The following is a 15,797-nucleotide window of genomic DNA, read 5'->3' as shown; positions in this document are numbered from 1 at the left end:
ACAATTAAATACACAAGTAATGGTTAAAATTACATTTCCCGACGGCAGCGTGAAGGAATTCGCCGCGGGAACGACCGCCTACCAAATCGCGGAAAGCATCAGCCCTCGTTTAGCTGCTGACTCTCTGGCGGCTTCGGTAAACGGCGCGACGGTCGACCTGTCGCGCCCCATCGACGAAGATGCCTCCGTCAAGTTCTACAAGTGGGAGGACGAAGAGGGCAAGCACGCCTTCTGGCACACCTCGTCGCACCTGCTGGCCGAAGCGCTCGAAGCGCTCTACCCCGGCATCAAGTTCGGCATCGGCCCGGCCATCGAGAACGGCTTCTACTACGACGTCGACTCGCCCGTGGCGATCACCGAATCCGACCTTCCGAAAATCGAAGCCAAGATGGTGGAGCTGGCCCGTCAGAAAGAGCCGCTCGTCCGCCGCGAGGTTCCCAAGGCCGAAGCGCTCAAAGAGTTCACCGAGAAGGGCGACCCCTACAAGGTCGAACTGATCGAGGCCCTCGAAGACGGCACCATTTCGTTCTATACCAACGGCAATTTCACCGACCTCTGCCGCGGCCCGCACATCCCCAACACGGGTGCGATCAAAGCCATCAAGCTGCTGTCGGTTGCCGGCGCCTACTGGCGCGGCGACGAGAAACGTCAGATGCTGACGCGCATCTACGGCATCTCGTTCCCCAAGAAGTCGATGCTCGACGAGTACCTCGCCCTGATGGAAGAGGCCAAGAAGCGCGACCACCGCAAGCTGGGCAAGGAGCTGGAACTCTTCGCCTTCTCGCAGCGCGTGGGAGCGGGTCTGCCGCTGTGGCTGCCCAAGGGCGCCGCGCTGCGCGACCGGCTGGAACAGTTCCTGCGCTCGGTGCAGAAGGAGTACGGCTACCAGCAGGTCATCACGCCCCATATCGGCAACAAGGAGCTGTACGTCACGTCGGGCCACTACGCCAAATACGGCAAGGATTCGTTCCAGCCGATCCACACCCCCGTCGAGGGCGAGGAGTACCTGCTCAAACCGATGAACTGTCCCCACCACTGCGAGATCTACAAGGTCAAACCCCGCTCGTACAAGGATCTGCCGATCCGTCTGGCGGAGTTCGGCACGGTCTACCGCTACGAGCAGACGGGCGAGCTACACGGCCTGACGCGCGTGCGCGGCTTCACGCAGGACGACGCCCACATGTTCGTGCGCCCCGACCAGCTGCTCGAAGAGTTCGAGAAGGTGATCGACATCATCCTCTACATCTTCCGCACGCTGAAATTCGACAACTACACCGCCCAGATTTCGCTGCGCGACAAAACGAACCGCGAAAAGTACATCGGTACGGACGAAAACTGGGAGAAGGCCGAGCAGGCGATCATCCGTGCCACGGAGGAGAAGGGATTGAAAACCACGATCGAATACGGCGAAGCGGCCTTCTACGGTCCGAAGCTCGACTTCATGGTGCGCGACGCCATCGGCCGCAAGTGGCAGTTGGGAACCATCCAGGTGGACTACAACCTGCCCGAACGGTTCGACCTGACCTACAAGGGCGCCGATGACAAGCTGCACCGTCCGATCATGATCCACCGCGCACCGTTCGGTTCGATGGAGCGTTTCGTGGCAGTATTGTTGGAGCATACGGGGGGCAAATTCCCGCTGTGGCTCTCGCCCGACCAAGTGGTCGTGCTGCCGATCTCGGAGAAGTTCAACGACTATGCCCGCAAGGTGGCCGACTACCTCAACCGCTACGACGTGCGTGCGCAGGTCGACGACCGCAACGAGAAGATCGGCCGCAAGATCCGCGACAACGAGCTCAAACGCATCCCCTATCTGGTGATCGTGGGCGAGAAGGAGGAGGCCGAAGGCAAAGTCTCGATCCGCGTGCAGGGCGAAGGCGACAAGGGCCAGATGACGCTCGAGGAGTACAAGGATTACATGGTCGGACTGGTGAAGGCCGAGATGGAAGCCAACAAGATCGAAAAATAAACCGTTTTCGCCGAGCCTCGGCAGAGCCGCGTTTGCGCGAACTCCGCCGAGGCGGGAAAACGACCGTTGAAAAGAACTTTTATTAACCAAATTAGGAGGACACTGCTATAAACACGACACGTCCATTCACTCCGAGACCCGCTGGCTCGGGGAATAATCAAGGGAACGGGAATCGTCCTTCGGGGCCGCGCGGTCTGCGCCGTCCGCCGCAGAAGGAGAATCCCCATCGCATCAACCACGAGATCACGGCACCGCAGGTGCGTTTGGTGGGCGACAACATCGAGCAACCGATCGTCATGCCCACCCGCGATGCATTGCGCATGGCCGACGAGATGGAACTCGACCTGATCGAGATTTCGCCCAAGGCCGATCCCCCCGTCTGCCGCATCGCAGACTACCAGAAGTTCCTGTACCAGCAGAAGAAAAAGGCCAAGGAGATCAAGGCCAAGCAGGTGAAGGTGGTCATCAAGGAGATCCGTTTCGGCCCCCAGACCGACGATCACGACTACAACTTCAAGCTCAAACACGCTCAGAACTTTCTGAAAGAGGGCGCCAAGGTCAAGGCTTACGTCTTCTTCCGCGGCCGTTCGATCGTCTTCAAGGAGCAGGGCGAGATTCTGCTGCTGCGCTTCGCCACCGACCTCGAAGAGCTCGCCAAGGTGGAGATGATGCCCAAGCTCGACGGCAAGAAGATGAACATGATCCTCGCGCCCAAGAACACCAAGAAGTAGCGCAGGACACGAGCGCATACGGGCCGTCCGACCCGACTCCGGCAACGACTTACGGAACGGCACACCCGTTCGGTAAGTCGTTGTTTTGGATTTTCCGGCCGGTAGCGCGACGTGTCCGGGGCATCCGCGGCTTCCGGCCGAAACGGTAAAAACGCCGATCCACACCCGAAATGGGATACCGAATCGGGAATAAATATGTACCTTTGCCCTGAATGAGACCCTTCGAAGAGATACTGGCGATCGATTCCGCCGCGGCATTCGACTGCGCGGCGCTCGAATTGTTCCGCTTCCAGGCCGAGCGGTGCGGTGTCTACCGCGAATACCTCGCCGAGATCGGCGTCGATCCGGCGGCCGTGCGGCGCGTCGACGAAATCCCGATGCTGCCGATCGAATTCTTCAAGTGGCGCGACGTCTACTGCGGCGACACGGAACCGCAGATCGTCTTCACGTCGAGCAACACGGGACAGAGCGTCGCGTCGCATCACATGATGGCCTCAACGGCGCTCTACGAGGCGGCGTTCACCGCAGCATTCGAACGTTTCTACGGCAATCCGGCGCGGTGGAGCCTCTATGGCCTGCTGCCCAACTACCTGCAACGCGAAGGGTCGTCGCTGGTCTACATGGTCGACCGCCTGATCGGACGGTGCGGTTCGGGCGGGTTCTACCTCGACGACTACGAACGCCTGCTGGCGGACATGGCAGCCGATCCGAAACCGAAAATCCTGCTGGGCGTGAGCTATGCGTTGTGGGACCTGGCCGAACGGTACGCCTCGAAGCTGTGCGATACGATCGTCATGGAGACCGGCGGCATGAAGGGCCGCCGCGAGGAGCTGCCCAAAGAGGAGTTCCACCGCATCCTGTGCGAAGCGTTCGGCGTCGACAGGGTCCACTCCGAATACGGCATGGCCGAACTCACGTCGCAGGCCTACTCCGACGGCGGCGGCCGTTTCCGCACGCCGGGCTGGATGCGCGTCGCGGTGCGCGACGTCAACGACCCCTTCTGCCGCCTGCTGCCCGACCAGCGGGGCGGCGTCGACATCATCGACCTGGCGAACCGTTTCTCATGCGCCTTCATTCAGACGCAGGACGTGGGGCGCGTCTCGGCCGACGGATCGTTCCGCATCGAAGGACGTATCGACCACAGCGACATCCGGGGCTGCAACCTGTTGGTACAATAACCGTAAAATCCGTATGAAAGTCGTCGCATTCGTTCCCATCCGTCTCAACAGCCAGCGCGTCGAAGGCAAAAACCTCCGCCTGCTCGGCGGCGAACCGCTGCTGTGCCACATCCTGCGCACGCTGCTCGAAGTCGAGGCGATCGACGAGGTTTACGTCTATTGCAGCGACCCGGCCGTGCGCCCCTACCTGCCCGACGGCGTGCGGTTCCTGCGCCGCAGCCCGCGGCTCGACCGCAACGAGACGCTCGGCCGCGAAATCTACGACGCCTTCACCGCCGAAGTCGTGGCCGACGTCTACCTGCTGGCGCACGCCACTTCGCCCTTCATCCGCCCCGCGACGATCGCGGCGGCCCTGCACAAGGTCACCGACGAGGGCTACGATTCGGCTTTCAGCGCCGAGCGGATGCAGACCTTCGCCTGGTACCGGGGCGAGCCGCTCAACTATGCGCTCGACGCGATTCCCCGTACGCAGGAGATCGAACCGGTCTTCGTCGAGACCAGCGCGTTCTTCATCTTCCGCCGCGAAATATGGTGCGACCTGCATCAGCGCATCGGCCGGCACCCCTACGTCGCCGTCGTAGACCGCATCGAGGGGATCGACATCGACTATCCCGAAGATTTCGCGCTGGCCGAGGTGATCGCAAAACTGCCGAACAGATAATCGTCGCGGGCCGAAGGTCTGCGAAAATCCGAATAACATTCATAGCCGATGCAACGCATCTGAGACCGGTATCTCCATAGCGGCCGCCGGACAAAATGACGCACTGCGGCAGCCGACCGGCGGCGACGCGTGACATCGTGTCCTTTCGGGATGCCATTCTATCGGCCGGATGCGACAAAATGTCGCCGTCGGCGGGTTGGCAGGGCTTTTGCGTGGAAGAGGGCAGAAACAAAAAACAAAAGATACGACTATGAATGTAAACAGTTTAACGATCAAGGCACAGGAGGCGTTGCAGGCGGCCTATACGCTGGCGCAGCAACGCGGGCAGCAGGCCATCGAGCCGCTGCACATGCTCTCGGTGCTCATCCGCGACGACGACGCGCTCTGCACGTTCCTGCTGGGACGCGTAGGCGTCAACGTGCGCGGCCTGCGCGACGAGGCCGACCGCGCCGTGGGTTCGCTGCCGCAGGTGACGGGCGGAAACGGCGAACAGTATTTCTCGCAGGACGCCTCGCGCGTCATCCAGCGTGCGGTGGACTTCACAAAGACTTTCGGCGACAAGTATGCGTCGGTCGAACATCTGCTGCTCGGCCTGATCGCCGAACGCGGTGCGGCGGCCGACCTGCTGAAACGTGCGGGCGCTACCGAGAAGGAGCTCATCGAGGCGATCCGCACCTTCCGCAAGGGGGCGACCGTCGATTCGCAGACCGCGTCGCAGGAGTTCAACGCATTGGGTAAATACGCCGTCAACCTCAACGAACAGGCGCGTTCGGGCAAACTCGATCCGGTGATCGGCCGCGACGAGGAGATCCGGCGCGTATTGCAGATTCTCTCGCGCCGCACCAAGAACAACCCGATTCTCGTGGGCGAGGCGGGCGTCGGCAAAACGGCGATCGCCGAGGGCATCGCCCACCGGATCGTCGACGGCGACGTGCCGGAGAACCTGAAATCGAAGGTGATCTTCTCGCTCGACATGGGTGCGCTGATCGCCGGCGCGAAGTATCAGGGCGAATTCGAAGAGCGTCTGAAAGCCGTCGTGCAGGAGGTGATCGCCTCGGAAGGCGAAATCCTGCTCTTCATCGACGAGATACACACGCTCGTAGGCGCCGGCAAGTCGTCGGGGGCGATGGATGCGGCCAACATCCTCAAACCGGCCCTCGCGCGCGGCGAGCTGCGCACGATCGGCGCCACGACGCTCGACGAGTTCCAGAAATACTTCGAGCAGGACAAGGCGCTCGAACGCCGTTTCCAGAAGGTGATGGTCGACGAACCGACCACCGACGACGCCGTGTCGATCCTGCGCGGGTTGAAGGAGCGTTACGAAAACCACCACCAGGTGCGCATCAAGGACGAGGCGATCGTCGCTGCCGTCGAGTTGTCGCACCGGTACATCACCTCGCGTTTCCTGCCCGACAAGGCGATCGACCTGATCGACGAGGCGGCGTCGCGGCTGCGGTTGGAGATGAACTCCGTACCCGAAGAGATCGACAACCTCGACCGCCGTATCCGACAACTGGAGATCGAACGCGAAGCGATCCGCCGCGAAAACGACGAGGAACGCGTCGCAGCGCTGACCAAGGAGATCGAGGAGCTGCGTTCGCGCGACGCCGAGAAGCGCGCCAAGTGGCAGGGGCAGCGCGACTTGCTGACCAAGATCCAGCGCCAGAAGGACGACATCGAACGCTACAAGGTCGAGGCGCAGCAGGCCGAACGCCAGGGCGACTACGGCCGCGTGGCGGAGTTGCGCTACGGCAAGATCGTCGAGGCGCAGAAACAGATCGAGGCCTTGCAGACCGAGTTTCAGACGGCTGCCGGCAACGACGCCCTCATCAAAGAGGAGGTCGACGCGCAGGACGTGGCCGAGGTCGTATCGCGCTGGACGGGCATTCCCGTGACGCGGATGCTCGCCTCGGAGCGCGAGAAGCTGCTCCACATGGAGGAGGAGCTGCACAAGCGCGTGGTGGGGCAGGAGCAGGCCATCGCCGCGATCTCGGACGCCGTGCGCCGTTCGCGCGCCGGGCTGAACGACCCGCGCAAGCCGATCGGATCGTTCATCTTCCTCGGTACGACGGGCGTGGGCAAAACCGAGCTGGCGAAGGCGCTCGCCGAGTTCCTCTTCAACGACGACTCGATGCTGACGCGCATCGACATGAGCGAATATCAGGAGCGCCACAGCGTGTCGCGGCTCGTGGGGGCGCCTCCGGGATACGTCGGGTACGACGAAGGCGGCCAACTCACCGAAGCCGTACGGCGCAAGCCCTACTCGGTGGTGCTGCTCGACGAGATCGAGAAGGCGCACCCCGATGTCTTCAACATCCTGTTGCAGGTGCTCGACGACGGTCGCCTGACCGACAACAAGGGGCGGACGGTGGATTTCCGCAACACGATCATCATCATGACCTCGAACATGGGTTCGCAGCTCATTCAGGAGAATTTCGCCGCCGCCTTCAACGGCGAGAAGTTGCCCGACGATACGGTCGAGCGGACACGCCTGGCGGTCATCGACCTGTTGAAGCAGCAGCTCAAGCCCGAGTTCCTGAACCGTATCGACGAGATCGTGATGTTCGAACCGCTCACGCGCAAGGATATCGAGAAGATCGTCGACATCCAGTTGGGTATCGTGCGGCGCATGTTGGCCGAGAACGGTCTGGAACTGAACTATACGCCGGCGGCGCGGGCGTGGATCGCCGAAGCGGGTTACGATCCGATGTACGGCGCACGACCCGTCAAGCGGACGATCCAGCGCGAAGTCGTCAACGACCTTTCGAAGCGGATCCTGGCGGGCGAGGTCGACCGCTCGCGCCCGATCTCGATCGACGTCGAAGGGGGCAGGCTCCTCTTCCGCAACTAAGATTGCCGTATGTGACGAATGCGGACGATTCCTGCGGGAATCGTCCGCATTTTTCTTTTTCTTTGGCTGCACCGAAGATACTCCGTCTCGGCAAAATCAAGCTAACGCTTGCTTCTGCGCCCGACTTTTCGTATCTTTACCCGACAAAATAAAACTATTCCCCAAAACGATTCATCGAACAATGAAACTTTTCAGACGATTCACCGCTCTCATGCTGGCGGTTACGCTGTCGCTGACGACCTTCGCGGCCGCAGCCAGGGATTGGGCCGCTGTCGAGGTGGCCGACAAGGCCGGCGCAACGGTCAAGGGCATCGTTTACGCCGGCGACGAACCGCTGCGCGGCGTAGCCGTATCGGACGGCGCCGAGATCGTATTCACCGATGCCGAAGGCCGTTACTGGCTGCCGACCGACAAGCGCAGCGGCTCGGTCTTCATCACGATTCCGTCGGGATACGAGGTCTCGGCCGACGGGGTGTTCCCCCGCTTCTGGGCTGCGCTCGAAGCACCTGCGAAGGAGGTCGAACGGCATGATTTCGCCCTGACGAAGGTCGACAACGACCGCCATGTGATGCTGGCCGTGACCGACATCCACCTCTCGAACCAGAACAGCGACATCGAACAGTTCTGCACCCGCTTCATCCCCGACGTCCGCGCCGTGGCGGAGAGTTTCGGCGACACGCCCGTCTACTCGCTCAACATGGGCGATTCGGCGTGGGACGGCTACTGGTACACCAACCGCTATTCGCTCAAAGACTTCCGCCGCACCATGAATATCGTGGGCTACCCCGCGCAGATGTTCTGCGCGATGGGCAACCACGACAACGACGGTGCGACGATCCACTCCGACTCGGTCGACTGGGCGGCTTCGGCGCCCTACCGCCGCATCATCGGGCCGCGCTACTACTCGTTCAACATCGGCAAGGTACACTACGTCGTACTCGACAACCTGATCTATGTCAACTCGCCCAAGAAGAACAGCAAAGACGGGATCGCCGGCAAACGCGACTACGTCCGCCGCGTGGATTCCCTCCAACTCGACTGGCTGCGGCGCGATCTGGCGACGGTCGAGGACAAGTCGGCGCCCGTCGTAGTGGCGATGCACGCCGCGACCTACCGTTACAACAAGTTCAACGACAAGGTGACAGCCGGTCTGAGCGATCCGGCTTACAGCGCCGAACTGAAAGCCTGTTTCGACGGATTCGAGGAGGTGCACTACGTGTCGGGGCACATCCACAAAAATCTGCTGGCGCGCGTAGACGACCGCCTGATCGAGCACAACATAGGCGCCGTGTGCGGTTCATGGTGGCGCACGGGAGCCAACCACTTCCAGATGCTGGGACCGGATGCCGGGCCGAACGGCTATGCGATCTTCACGATCGACGGCAAGCGGATGCAGTGGACCTACCGCAGCATCGAGGACGGCGACAAGCAGTTCCGCGCATACGACATGAACGAGGTGGCGCGTTATTACACCGCGTCGGAGGATGTGGCCGAGTTCCTCGCTCACTACCCCGAGCGGCACGACTTCCGCGAGGAGGCGGGCGGCAACCGCGTCTTCATCAACGTCTGGTGCTGGGAACCCGCATGGAAGATCCGCGTAACCGAAAACGGGCGCGAACTGCCCGTGCGGCGCGAGCAGACCGAAGATCCGCTCTACGTCATCTCGTACGACATCCCGCAGTCGGTATGGAAGGGCAAGTACCCCGTCGACTACGGCAAGCGCGGCAAGCAGCATACGCTCTTCACGGTCGACGCTTCGGGGCCTGCGACGACGCTCGAAATCGAGGTGACCGACTCCTTCGGCAAGGTCTACCGCGAGACGATGGTACGTCCCAAGGCGTTCGGCCCGCAGATGAAATAGGCGGCAGGGACGGATGAATCCGTTTCAGGATCGCGGCGTTTGCACGATCCGTGCAGAGGCATGTGAAACGACGATATAAAAAATTATGGAGAATTTCATTTTTCAGAACCCCACGAAGCTGGTCTTCGGCAAGGGGATGATCGCCCGGCTCGGCGAGTTGATTCCAGCCGGCAAGCGCGTGATGGTGACTTTCGGCGGCGGCTCGGTCCGGCGCAACGGCGTCTACGACGAGGTGTGCGCCGCCCTCGCGGGCCGCGACACGGTCGAGTTCTGGGGCATCGAACCCAACCCGTCGATCGAGACGCTGCGCGAGGCGATCGCACTGGGCAAGGAGCGCGAAGTCGATTTCCTGCTGGCCGTGGGCGGCGGTTCGGTCATCGACGGCACGAAACTCATCGCGGCAGGACTGCTCTACGACGGCGATGCATGGGAACTGGTGCGCAAGGGCGCTTCGCAGCGCACCGTACCGCTGGGTACGGTGCTGACGATCCCGGCCACAGGCTCGGAGATGAACAACGGCGCCGTCATCTCGCGCCGCGAGACGAAGGAGAAATATCCTTTCTACGGCAACTACCCGCTCTTTTCGATACTCGATCCCGAAAAGACCTTCACGCTGCCCCAGCGGCAGGTGGCCTGCGGACTGGCCGATACCTTCGTGCACGTCATGGAGCAGTATATGACCGTCGCGGGGCAATCGCGGGTGATGGATCGTTGGGCCGAAGGCATTTTGCAGACGCTCGTCGAGATCGCACCCGAAATCCGCAAGAACCAGCACGACTACGACCTGATGGCCGATTTCATGCTCTCGGCGACGATGGGACTCAACGGCTTCATCGCGATGGGCGTCGCTCAGGACTGGGCGACCCACATGATCGGCCACGAACTGACGGCGCTGCACGGACTGACGCACGGGGCGACGCTGGCAATCGTACTGCCGGGTACGCTGCGCGTGCTGAGCGCGCAGAAGGGCGACAAACTGCTTCAATACGGCGAGCGCGTGTGGGGCATCACGACCGGCGAGCGCGACGAGCGCATCCGGCTGGCGATCGAACGCACCGAAGGATTCTTCCGTTCGCTGGGGCTCTCCACCCGTCTGTCGGAGGAGGGGATCGGCGAAGAGACGATCGCCGAGATCGAACGGCGGTTCGACGCGCGGGGCGCCCGTTACGGCGAGGCCCGCAACGTCGACGGCGCCATGGCGCGCCGCATCCTCGAAGCGTGTCGTTGACAACGGTCGGAAATCGCATGAAAAACCGGAGACCTCTGGCTGAGGTCTCCGGTTTCGTTTTCAGAGGGCGTTGACCGCCGCCGCAACGGCACGCACCAGCGGCAGCCGTTCGGTGCGCAGCGCAGCGGCGTAGAGCCGCTGCGCAAGGCCGATCGGAGCGTCGTCCGATGTGAAAAGCCGCATACGGTAGTCCGACGGCGAAAACCCGCGCATGAGAATCCACTTGGCGACGTTCAGCTTGCCGAGCGTCAGTGCCGGGCGCCAGCGCTCGAAATCGGGCTGCGCGCGGAAAAAATCGGTCACGACGCGGTTGGCCTCGACGTAGGCGTCGGCCGAACGGCGCGTAAGCGTGTTCATGCAGGAGCCTGCGTTGGCGGTGCGGTAGGCGTAGAAGGGACGGTCGACCGCCGCGATGCGCGCCGCACGATAGACGAGCTGCGACAGCAGGACGTAGTCCTCGGCGAAGTTCAGCCCCGCGGCAGGCCACACGCCGTAGCGCGTGTGGAGCGCACGGCGGATGAGGATACCCCAGAGGCGGTTGGACGTGCGGTAATCCTGTCGGAGCAGGCTGCGCAGCACGCGGTCGCGGTCGGGCCGAGGCGTGTGAATCCGCCGGCGGCCCGCAGGCGACACCTCGCAGTAGCCGCCGAAGATCAGGTCGGCGTCGGTGCGACGCGCCTCCTCCGACAGTTGCGCCAGCGCACGGTCGTCGCTCAGCACGTCGTCCGAATCGACGAAGCAGATGTAGGTGCCGCGCGCGGCCTCGATCGCCGTGCGCCGTGCGGCGCCTACTCCCCGGTTGTGCGCGTGCCGCAGGATGCGTACCCGTTCCCCGACGGCGGGATATTCGGCCATGACTTCGCGCAGACGATCGACGCTGCCGTCGGGCGAAGCATCGTCGACGAAGACGAACTCCGCGTCGACGTCGCGCTGCGCGAACAACGAACGGGCGCAGTCGGCGATATAGCGCTCCACTCCGTAGACGGGAACGAGCACCGAGAGGTCGGGCACATGTCGCGGGTTTGCTTCCATATCCTTGCAAATGTAGCGAACTTTCGGTAGCTTTGCAACAATCAAAATCCAATGCGGTGCGACTTTCCCAAAAAATAACCGGATTTCTGCACAACGGCGTCTCGACGCTCTGGTACTTCGCGGTGATGGCCGTCAAGGAGAACTTCCGCAACTACGTGGGACGCGCCGGACGTACGGAGGGCGCCCTCTCCGACGAACTGGCACTGCTGGCCAACGGCCCGTCGCTGGCGGACGAACTGCCGCGCCTGCTGGCCGGAGCGCGCGCGGGCTGCGATTTTCTGGCGGTGAACTACTTCGCCGAACACGAAGCTTTCGAGCGTCTGCGGCCGGCCTACTACGTCCTCTCCGATCCGCAGTTCTTCCGCGCAAGCGCGCAACGCGACCGCGTGGCAGCACTCTACCGCACACTCGCGCGCAAAGTGACATGGCCCATGACGCTCTACGTGCAGTATTACAATCCCGAACGGTTCGATTACCACGCCGCGCTGCCCAACGGACGCATCCGCATCGTGCCCTTCCACACGCAGCCTTACCGCGGTTTCCGGAGGTTGGAGTTCTGGCTCTACCGCCACGGGCTGGGAAGCGCCAACTTCGGCACGGTGATCCAGCACGGCGAGTACATCGGGCTGTTGCTGGGCTACCGCACGCTGCATCTCTACGGCGTCGACCACACGCTCACCGAAGGGCTGACGGTCGACCGGCGCAATCGTCTGTGCCGCATCGACCGCCATTTCTACGACGACGGCCGTCCGGCCGAGGCCCATCCGATGTATGTCAACGCCACCTGCCCGCCCGTCCCCTATACGATGGCCTCCTACATGGCCGAACTGGCCGAGCTGTTCCGCGGCCACGAGGTGCTGCGCGACTATGCCGCCTCGCTCGGCGCACGGATCGTCAACCATACGCGCACGTCGATGATCGACGCCTACGAACGGGCTGCGGACGACCGGCCCTCAACATGACGCACGGCCGCGAATTTTCGGCCCGCGATTTCTATTCTTAACGAAAAGTTCTTACCTTTGTACGGTTATGGAGAACTTTATCGTCAGCGCCCGCAAATATCGTCCCGCGACCTTCGCATCGGTCGTCGGACAGAAGCACATCACCTCGACGCTCAAAAACGCCATCGAGCGCGGGCAGCTGGCGCACGCCTACCTCTTCTGCGGCCCGCGCGGCGTGGGCAAGACCACCTGCGCGCGCATCTTCGCCAAGGCGATCAACTGCCTGCATCCCGAAGGGGCCGAGGCGTGCAACGACTGCGAGTCGTGCCGCTCGTTCAACGAGAATCGTTCGCTCAACATCCACGAACTGGACGCCGCGTCGAACAACTCGGTGGACGACATCCGCAACCTGATCGAACAGGTGCGCATCCTGCCGCAGGGCGGCCGCTACTCGGTCTTCATCATCGACGAGGTGCACATGCTCTCGGCCGCGGCGTTCAACGCCTTTCTCAAAACGCTCGAAGAGCCGCCCGCACACGCCGTCTTCATTCTGGCCACCACCGAGAAACACAAGATCCTCCCCACGATCCTCTCGCGCTGCCAGATCTACGATTTCAACCGCATCAAGGTCGAGGACTCGGTCGAGTACCTCAAATATATCGCAGGGCAGGAGGGCGTCGGCTACGACGAGGAGTCGCTGAACCTCATCGCGCAGAAAGCCGACGGCGGTATGCGCGACGCACTGTCGATGTTCGACAAGGCTGTGTCGTTCTGCGGCGCGCGACTCGAATACAAGTCCGTCGCGCAGACGCTCAACGTGCTGGACTACGACACCTATTTCAACGTCACCGACATGCTGCTCGGCGGCGACTACCTCTCGGCGCTGCGGCTGTTCGACGAGGTGCTCGCCAAGGGATTCTCCGGCCAGACCTTCATGGCCGGTCTGGCGCAGCACATGCGCGACCTGCTCGTGGCGCGCGACGCCGCTTCGGTGTCGCTCATCGAACTGACGGGCACCCTGCTGGAGCGATACCGCGCCCAGGCAGGGCGTTGTACAATCGAATTTCTTTTCGGGGCGATCTCGCTGCTGACCGAAGCCGACGGACGAATCCGGCAATCGTCGAACCAACGGCTGCTGGTCGAACTGGGACTGATGAAAATAGCCGGTCTCGGTCAAAAAAAAAATGACGGCGTAGCACTCGGCACGAGCTATCCCCTACCGCCGCTCACGGGGCAGAACGCCCCGGCGGCAAATCCCCGACATACGACTTCCAGACCGAATGCGGCTCCGACATCCGCCACGACCGCCGCGACTGCGACAGGAACTCCTTCGACGGCAACTCCGGCACCCGCGGCCGGAAACGCAGGGGCGGCGTCCGCCGCGGCTGCCATCACGCCCGAGGCGGCTCCCGTCCCGCAGGGAACGGCCGCCGTCGCACCGGCCGCCGAACCGCCCGCAACAGCACCCATGCCGGCAAGGGCCCCGGCTCCGCAGGCGTCCCGACCTGCCGCGGCGACAAACGCCGCATCGCTCATCGGCGGCGCATCGCTGTCGTCGCTGCTGAGCCAGGCACGGCGGGGAGCCGCACCGGAGACGGCGCCGGAGGCTGCCGAGCAACCGCAGCCTGCCGTCACGATCGACCCGGCGAGCGGACAGAAGCTGGAAAGCGGCCGCACGGCGATCCTCGACTACATCCGGCAGGAACGTCCCCGTCTCTACGCCTTCTTCGAGCAGCTGCGCATCGAAGGACACACGCTGCGGCTGGCCGTACCGACCGAGGCGCTGCGCGAGGAGATCCTGCGCAGCAAACTGGAGATGCTCACCCGCATCGCCGCGATCGCCGGCGTGGAGGGGGCGCTCGAATTGGAGGTGACGATCAACGAGCAGATCAGGGCCGTGCGCCCCATCAAACTCGAAGACCGGCTCCGCCACATGAACGAGAAGAATCCGCTGCTGGCCGAACTGCGCAGGGAGCTCGATCTGGAAGTGGAATAACCGAAAACACGAAAAAATAAGAACAAAAACAATATGGCAATCAAAAACTTCATCGAGGAACTGGAATGGCGCGGCATGATCCACACGATCATGCCGGGCGCAAAGGAACAACTTGAAAAAGAGATGACGACGGCCTATCTGGGTATCGATCCCACGGCCGACTCGCTGCATATCGGACATCTGGTGGGAGTGATGATTCTCAAACATTTCCAGATGTGCGGCCACCGTCCCATCGCACTGGTCGGCGGCGCAACGGGCATGATCGGCGATCCGTCGGGCAAGTCGCAGGAGCGCAACCTGCTCGACGAGGAGACGCTGCGCCGCAATCAGGAGGCGATCAAGCGGCAGCTGGCCAAACTCATCGACTTCGACTCCGACGCCCCCAACGCCGCGCTGATGGTCAACAACTACGACTGGATGAAGGGGATCGGCTTCCTCGACTTCATCCGCGACATCGGCAAGCTGATCACGGTCAACTACATGATGGCCAAGGATTCGGTCAAGAAGCGTTTCAACGGCGAGGGCGACGGCATGTCGTTCACCGAATTCTCCTACCAGCTGGTGCAGGGTTTCGATTTCATGCACCTCTACGAGAAATACGGCTGCAAGGTGCAGTTGGGCGGATCCGACCAGTGGGGTAACATCACCACCGGCACCGAGCTGATCCGCCGCAAGCTGGGCGCCGAAGCCTATGCGATCACCTGCCCGCTCATCACGAAGGCCGACGGCACCAAGTTCGGCAAGACCGAGAGCGGCAACGTATGGCTCGATCCGCGCTATACGTCGCCCTACAAGTTCTACCAGTTCTGGCTCAACGTGAGCGACGACGACGCCAAACGCTACATCAAGATCTTCACCCTGCTCGACCGTGCGACGATCGACGCACTCGTCGCCGAACACGACGCAGCGCCCCACCTGCGCACGTTGCAGAAGCGGCTGGCCGAGGAGATCACCGTGATGATCCACTCGCGCGAGGAGTACGAGAAGGCGGTCGAAGCGTCGCAGATCCTCTTCGGCGGCGCGACCTCCGAGGCGTTGCGCCGGCTCGACGAACAGACGTTGTTGCAGGTCTTCGAAGGGGTGCCGCAGTTCACCGTGGCACGCGCCGAACTGGGGTTGCCGTTCGTCGACCTCTGCGCTGCGGCGACGCAGATCTTCCCCTCGAAGGGCGAATGCCGCAAGATGGTGCAGGGCGGCGGCGTGGCACTCAACAAGGAGAAGGTCGCCGATGCGATGCGCCCCGTCACCGAAGCCGATCTGATCGCCGGCAAATACCTGCTCGTGCAGCGCGGCAAGAAGAACTACTATCTCGTGACCGTCGAATAAGTTTCATCGCAATCGGGAAGGCT

Annotated in this window: 11 protein-coding genes; 10 read left to right on the top strand and 1 reads right to left on the bottom strand. The window is 62.5% G+C overall.

The window, feature by feature from the left end; translation table 11 throughout:
- The first annotated feature begins 19 nt into the window (after window positions 1-19).
- From thrS to FMF02_RS07785, 7 genes are all read left to right on the top strand, one after another.
- The gene (gene thrS / locus FMF02_RS07815) at window positions 20-1,969 is read left to right on the top strand and encodes a threonine--tRNA ligase (protein ID WP_141412723.1); all 1,950 of its coding nucleotides are present in this window, start codon (window positions 20-22) and stop codon (window positions 1,967-1,969) included.
- Between the two features lie 194 nt (window positions 1,970-2,163).
- Entirely contained in the window at window positions 2,164-2,700 is a 537-nt protein-coding gene (infC, locus tag FMF02_RS07810; RefSeq protein WP_034779623.1) for a translation initiation factor IF-3, read from the top strand.
- A 212-nt stretch (window positions 2,701-2,912) separates the two neighbouring features.
- Entirely contained in the window at window positions 2,913-3,878 is a 966-nt protein-coding gene (locus tag FMF02_RS07805) for an acyltransferase (protein ID WP_141412722.1), read from the top strand.
- A 13-nt stretch (window positions 3,879-3,891) separates the two neighbouring features.
- Window positions 3,892-4,539, top strand: a complete 648-nt coding sequence (locus FMF02_RS07800; protein WP_141412721.1) for an acylneuraminate cytidylyltransferase family protein — start codon at window positions 3,892-3,894, stop codon at window positions 4,537-4,539.
- A gap of 250 nt (window positions 4,540-4,789) precedes the next feature.
- The gene (gene clpB, locus FMF02_RS07795) at window positions 4,790-7,390 is read left to right on the top strand and encodes an ATP-dependent chaperone ClpB (protein ID WP_019130314.1); all 2,601 of its coding nucleotides are present in this window, start codon (window positions 4,790-4,792) and stop codon (window positions 7,388-7,390) included.
- 181 nt (window positions 7,391-7,571) lie between these two features.
- Window positions 7,572-9,251: a calcineurin-like phosphoesterase C-terminal domain-containing protein gene (locus tag FMF02_RS07790; RefSeq protein ID WP_141412720.1), complete on the top strand. Its 1,680-nt coding sequence runs from the start codon at window positions 7,572-7,574 to the stop codon at window positions 9,249-9,251.
- An 85-nt stretch (window positions 9,252-9,336) separates the two neighbouring features.
- Window positions 9,337-10,479, top strand: a complete 1,143-nt coding sequence (locus FMF02_RS07785; RefSeq protein ID WP_141412719.1) for an iron-containing alcohol dehydrogenase — start codon at window positions 9,337-9,339, stop codon at window positions 10,477-10,479.
- 60 nt (window positions 10,480-10,539) lie between these two features.
- On the opposite strand, the gene FMF02_RS07780 is transcribed toward FMF02_RS07785, so the two are convergent.
- Window positions 10,540-11,511 carry a glycosyltransferase family 2 protein gene (locus FMF02_RS07780; RefSeq protein ID WP_141412718.1) on the bottom strand — a complete coding sequence of 324 codons (972 nt, stop codon included), beginning with the start codon at window positions 11,509-11,511 and terminating at the stop codon, window positions 10,540-10,542.
- Between the two features lie 56 nt (window positions 11,512-11,567).
- On the opposite strand from FMF02_RS07780, the gene FMF02_RS07775 reads away from it, so the two are divergent.
- The 3 genes from FMF02_RS07775 to tyrS all read left to right on the top strand — a co-directional run bounded on the left by FMF02_RS07775 (window position 11,568) and on the right by tyrS (window position 15,774).
- Entirely contained in the window at window positions 11,568-12,473 is a 906-nt protein-coding gene (locus tag FMF02_RS07775; protein WP_141412717.1) for a hypothetical protein, read from the top strand.
- A gap of 67 nt (window positions 12,474-12,540) precedes the next feature.
- Entirely contained in the window at window positions 12,541-14,448 is a 1,908-nt protein-coding gene (locus FMF02_RS07770; protein WP_141412716.1) for a DNA polymerase III subunit gamma/tau, read from the top strand.
- A gap of 33 nt (window positions 14,449-14,481) precedes the next feature.
- Complete coding sequence (gene tyrS, locus FMF02_RS07765) at window positions 14,482-15,774, top strand: tyrosine--tRNA ligase (protein ID WP_141412715.1); 1,293 nt, start codon at window positions 14,482-14,484, stop codon at window positions 15,772-15,774.
- Window positions 15,775-15,797 lie beyond the last annotated feature (23 nt).

The organism is Alistipes communis (genome assembly GCF_006542665.1).
Lineage (GTDB): Bacteria > Bacteroidota > Bacteroidia > Bacteroidales > Rikenellaceae > Alistipes > Alistipes communis.
The sequence above is the reverse complement of the archived record's forward strand: the minus strand, read 5'-3'. Positions and strand labels throughout refer to the sequence as shown.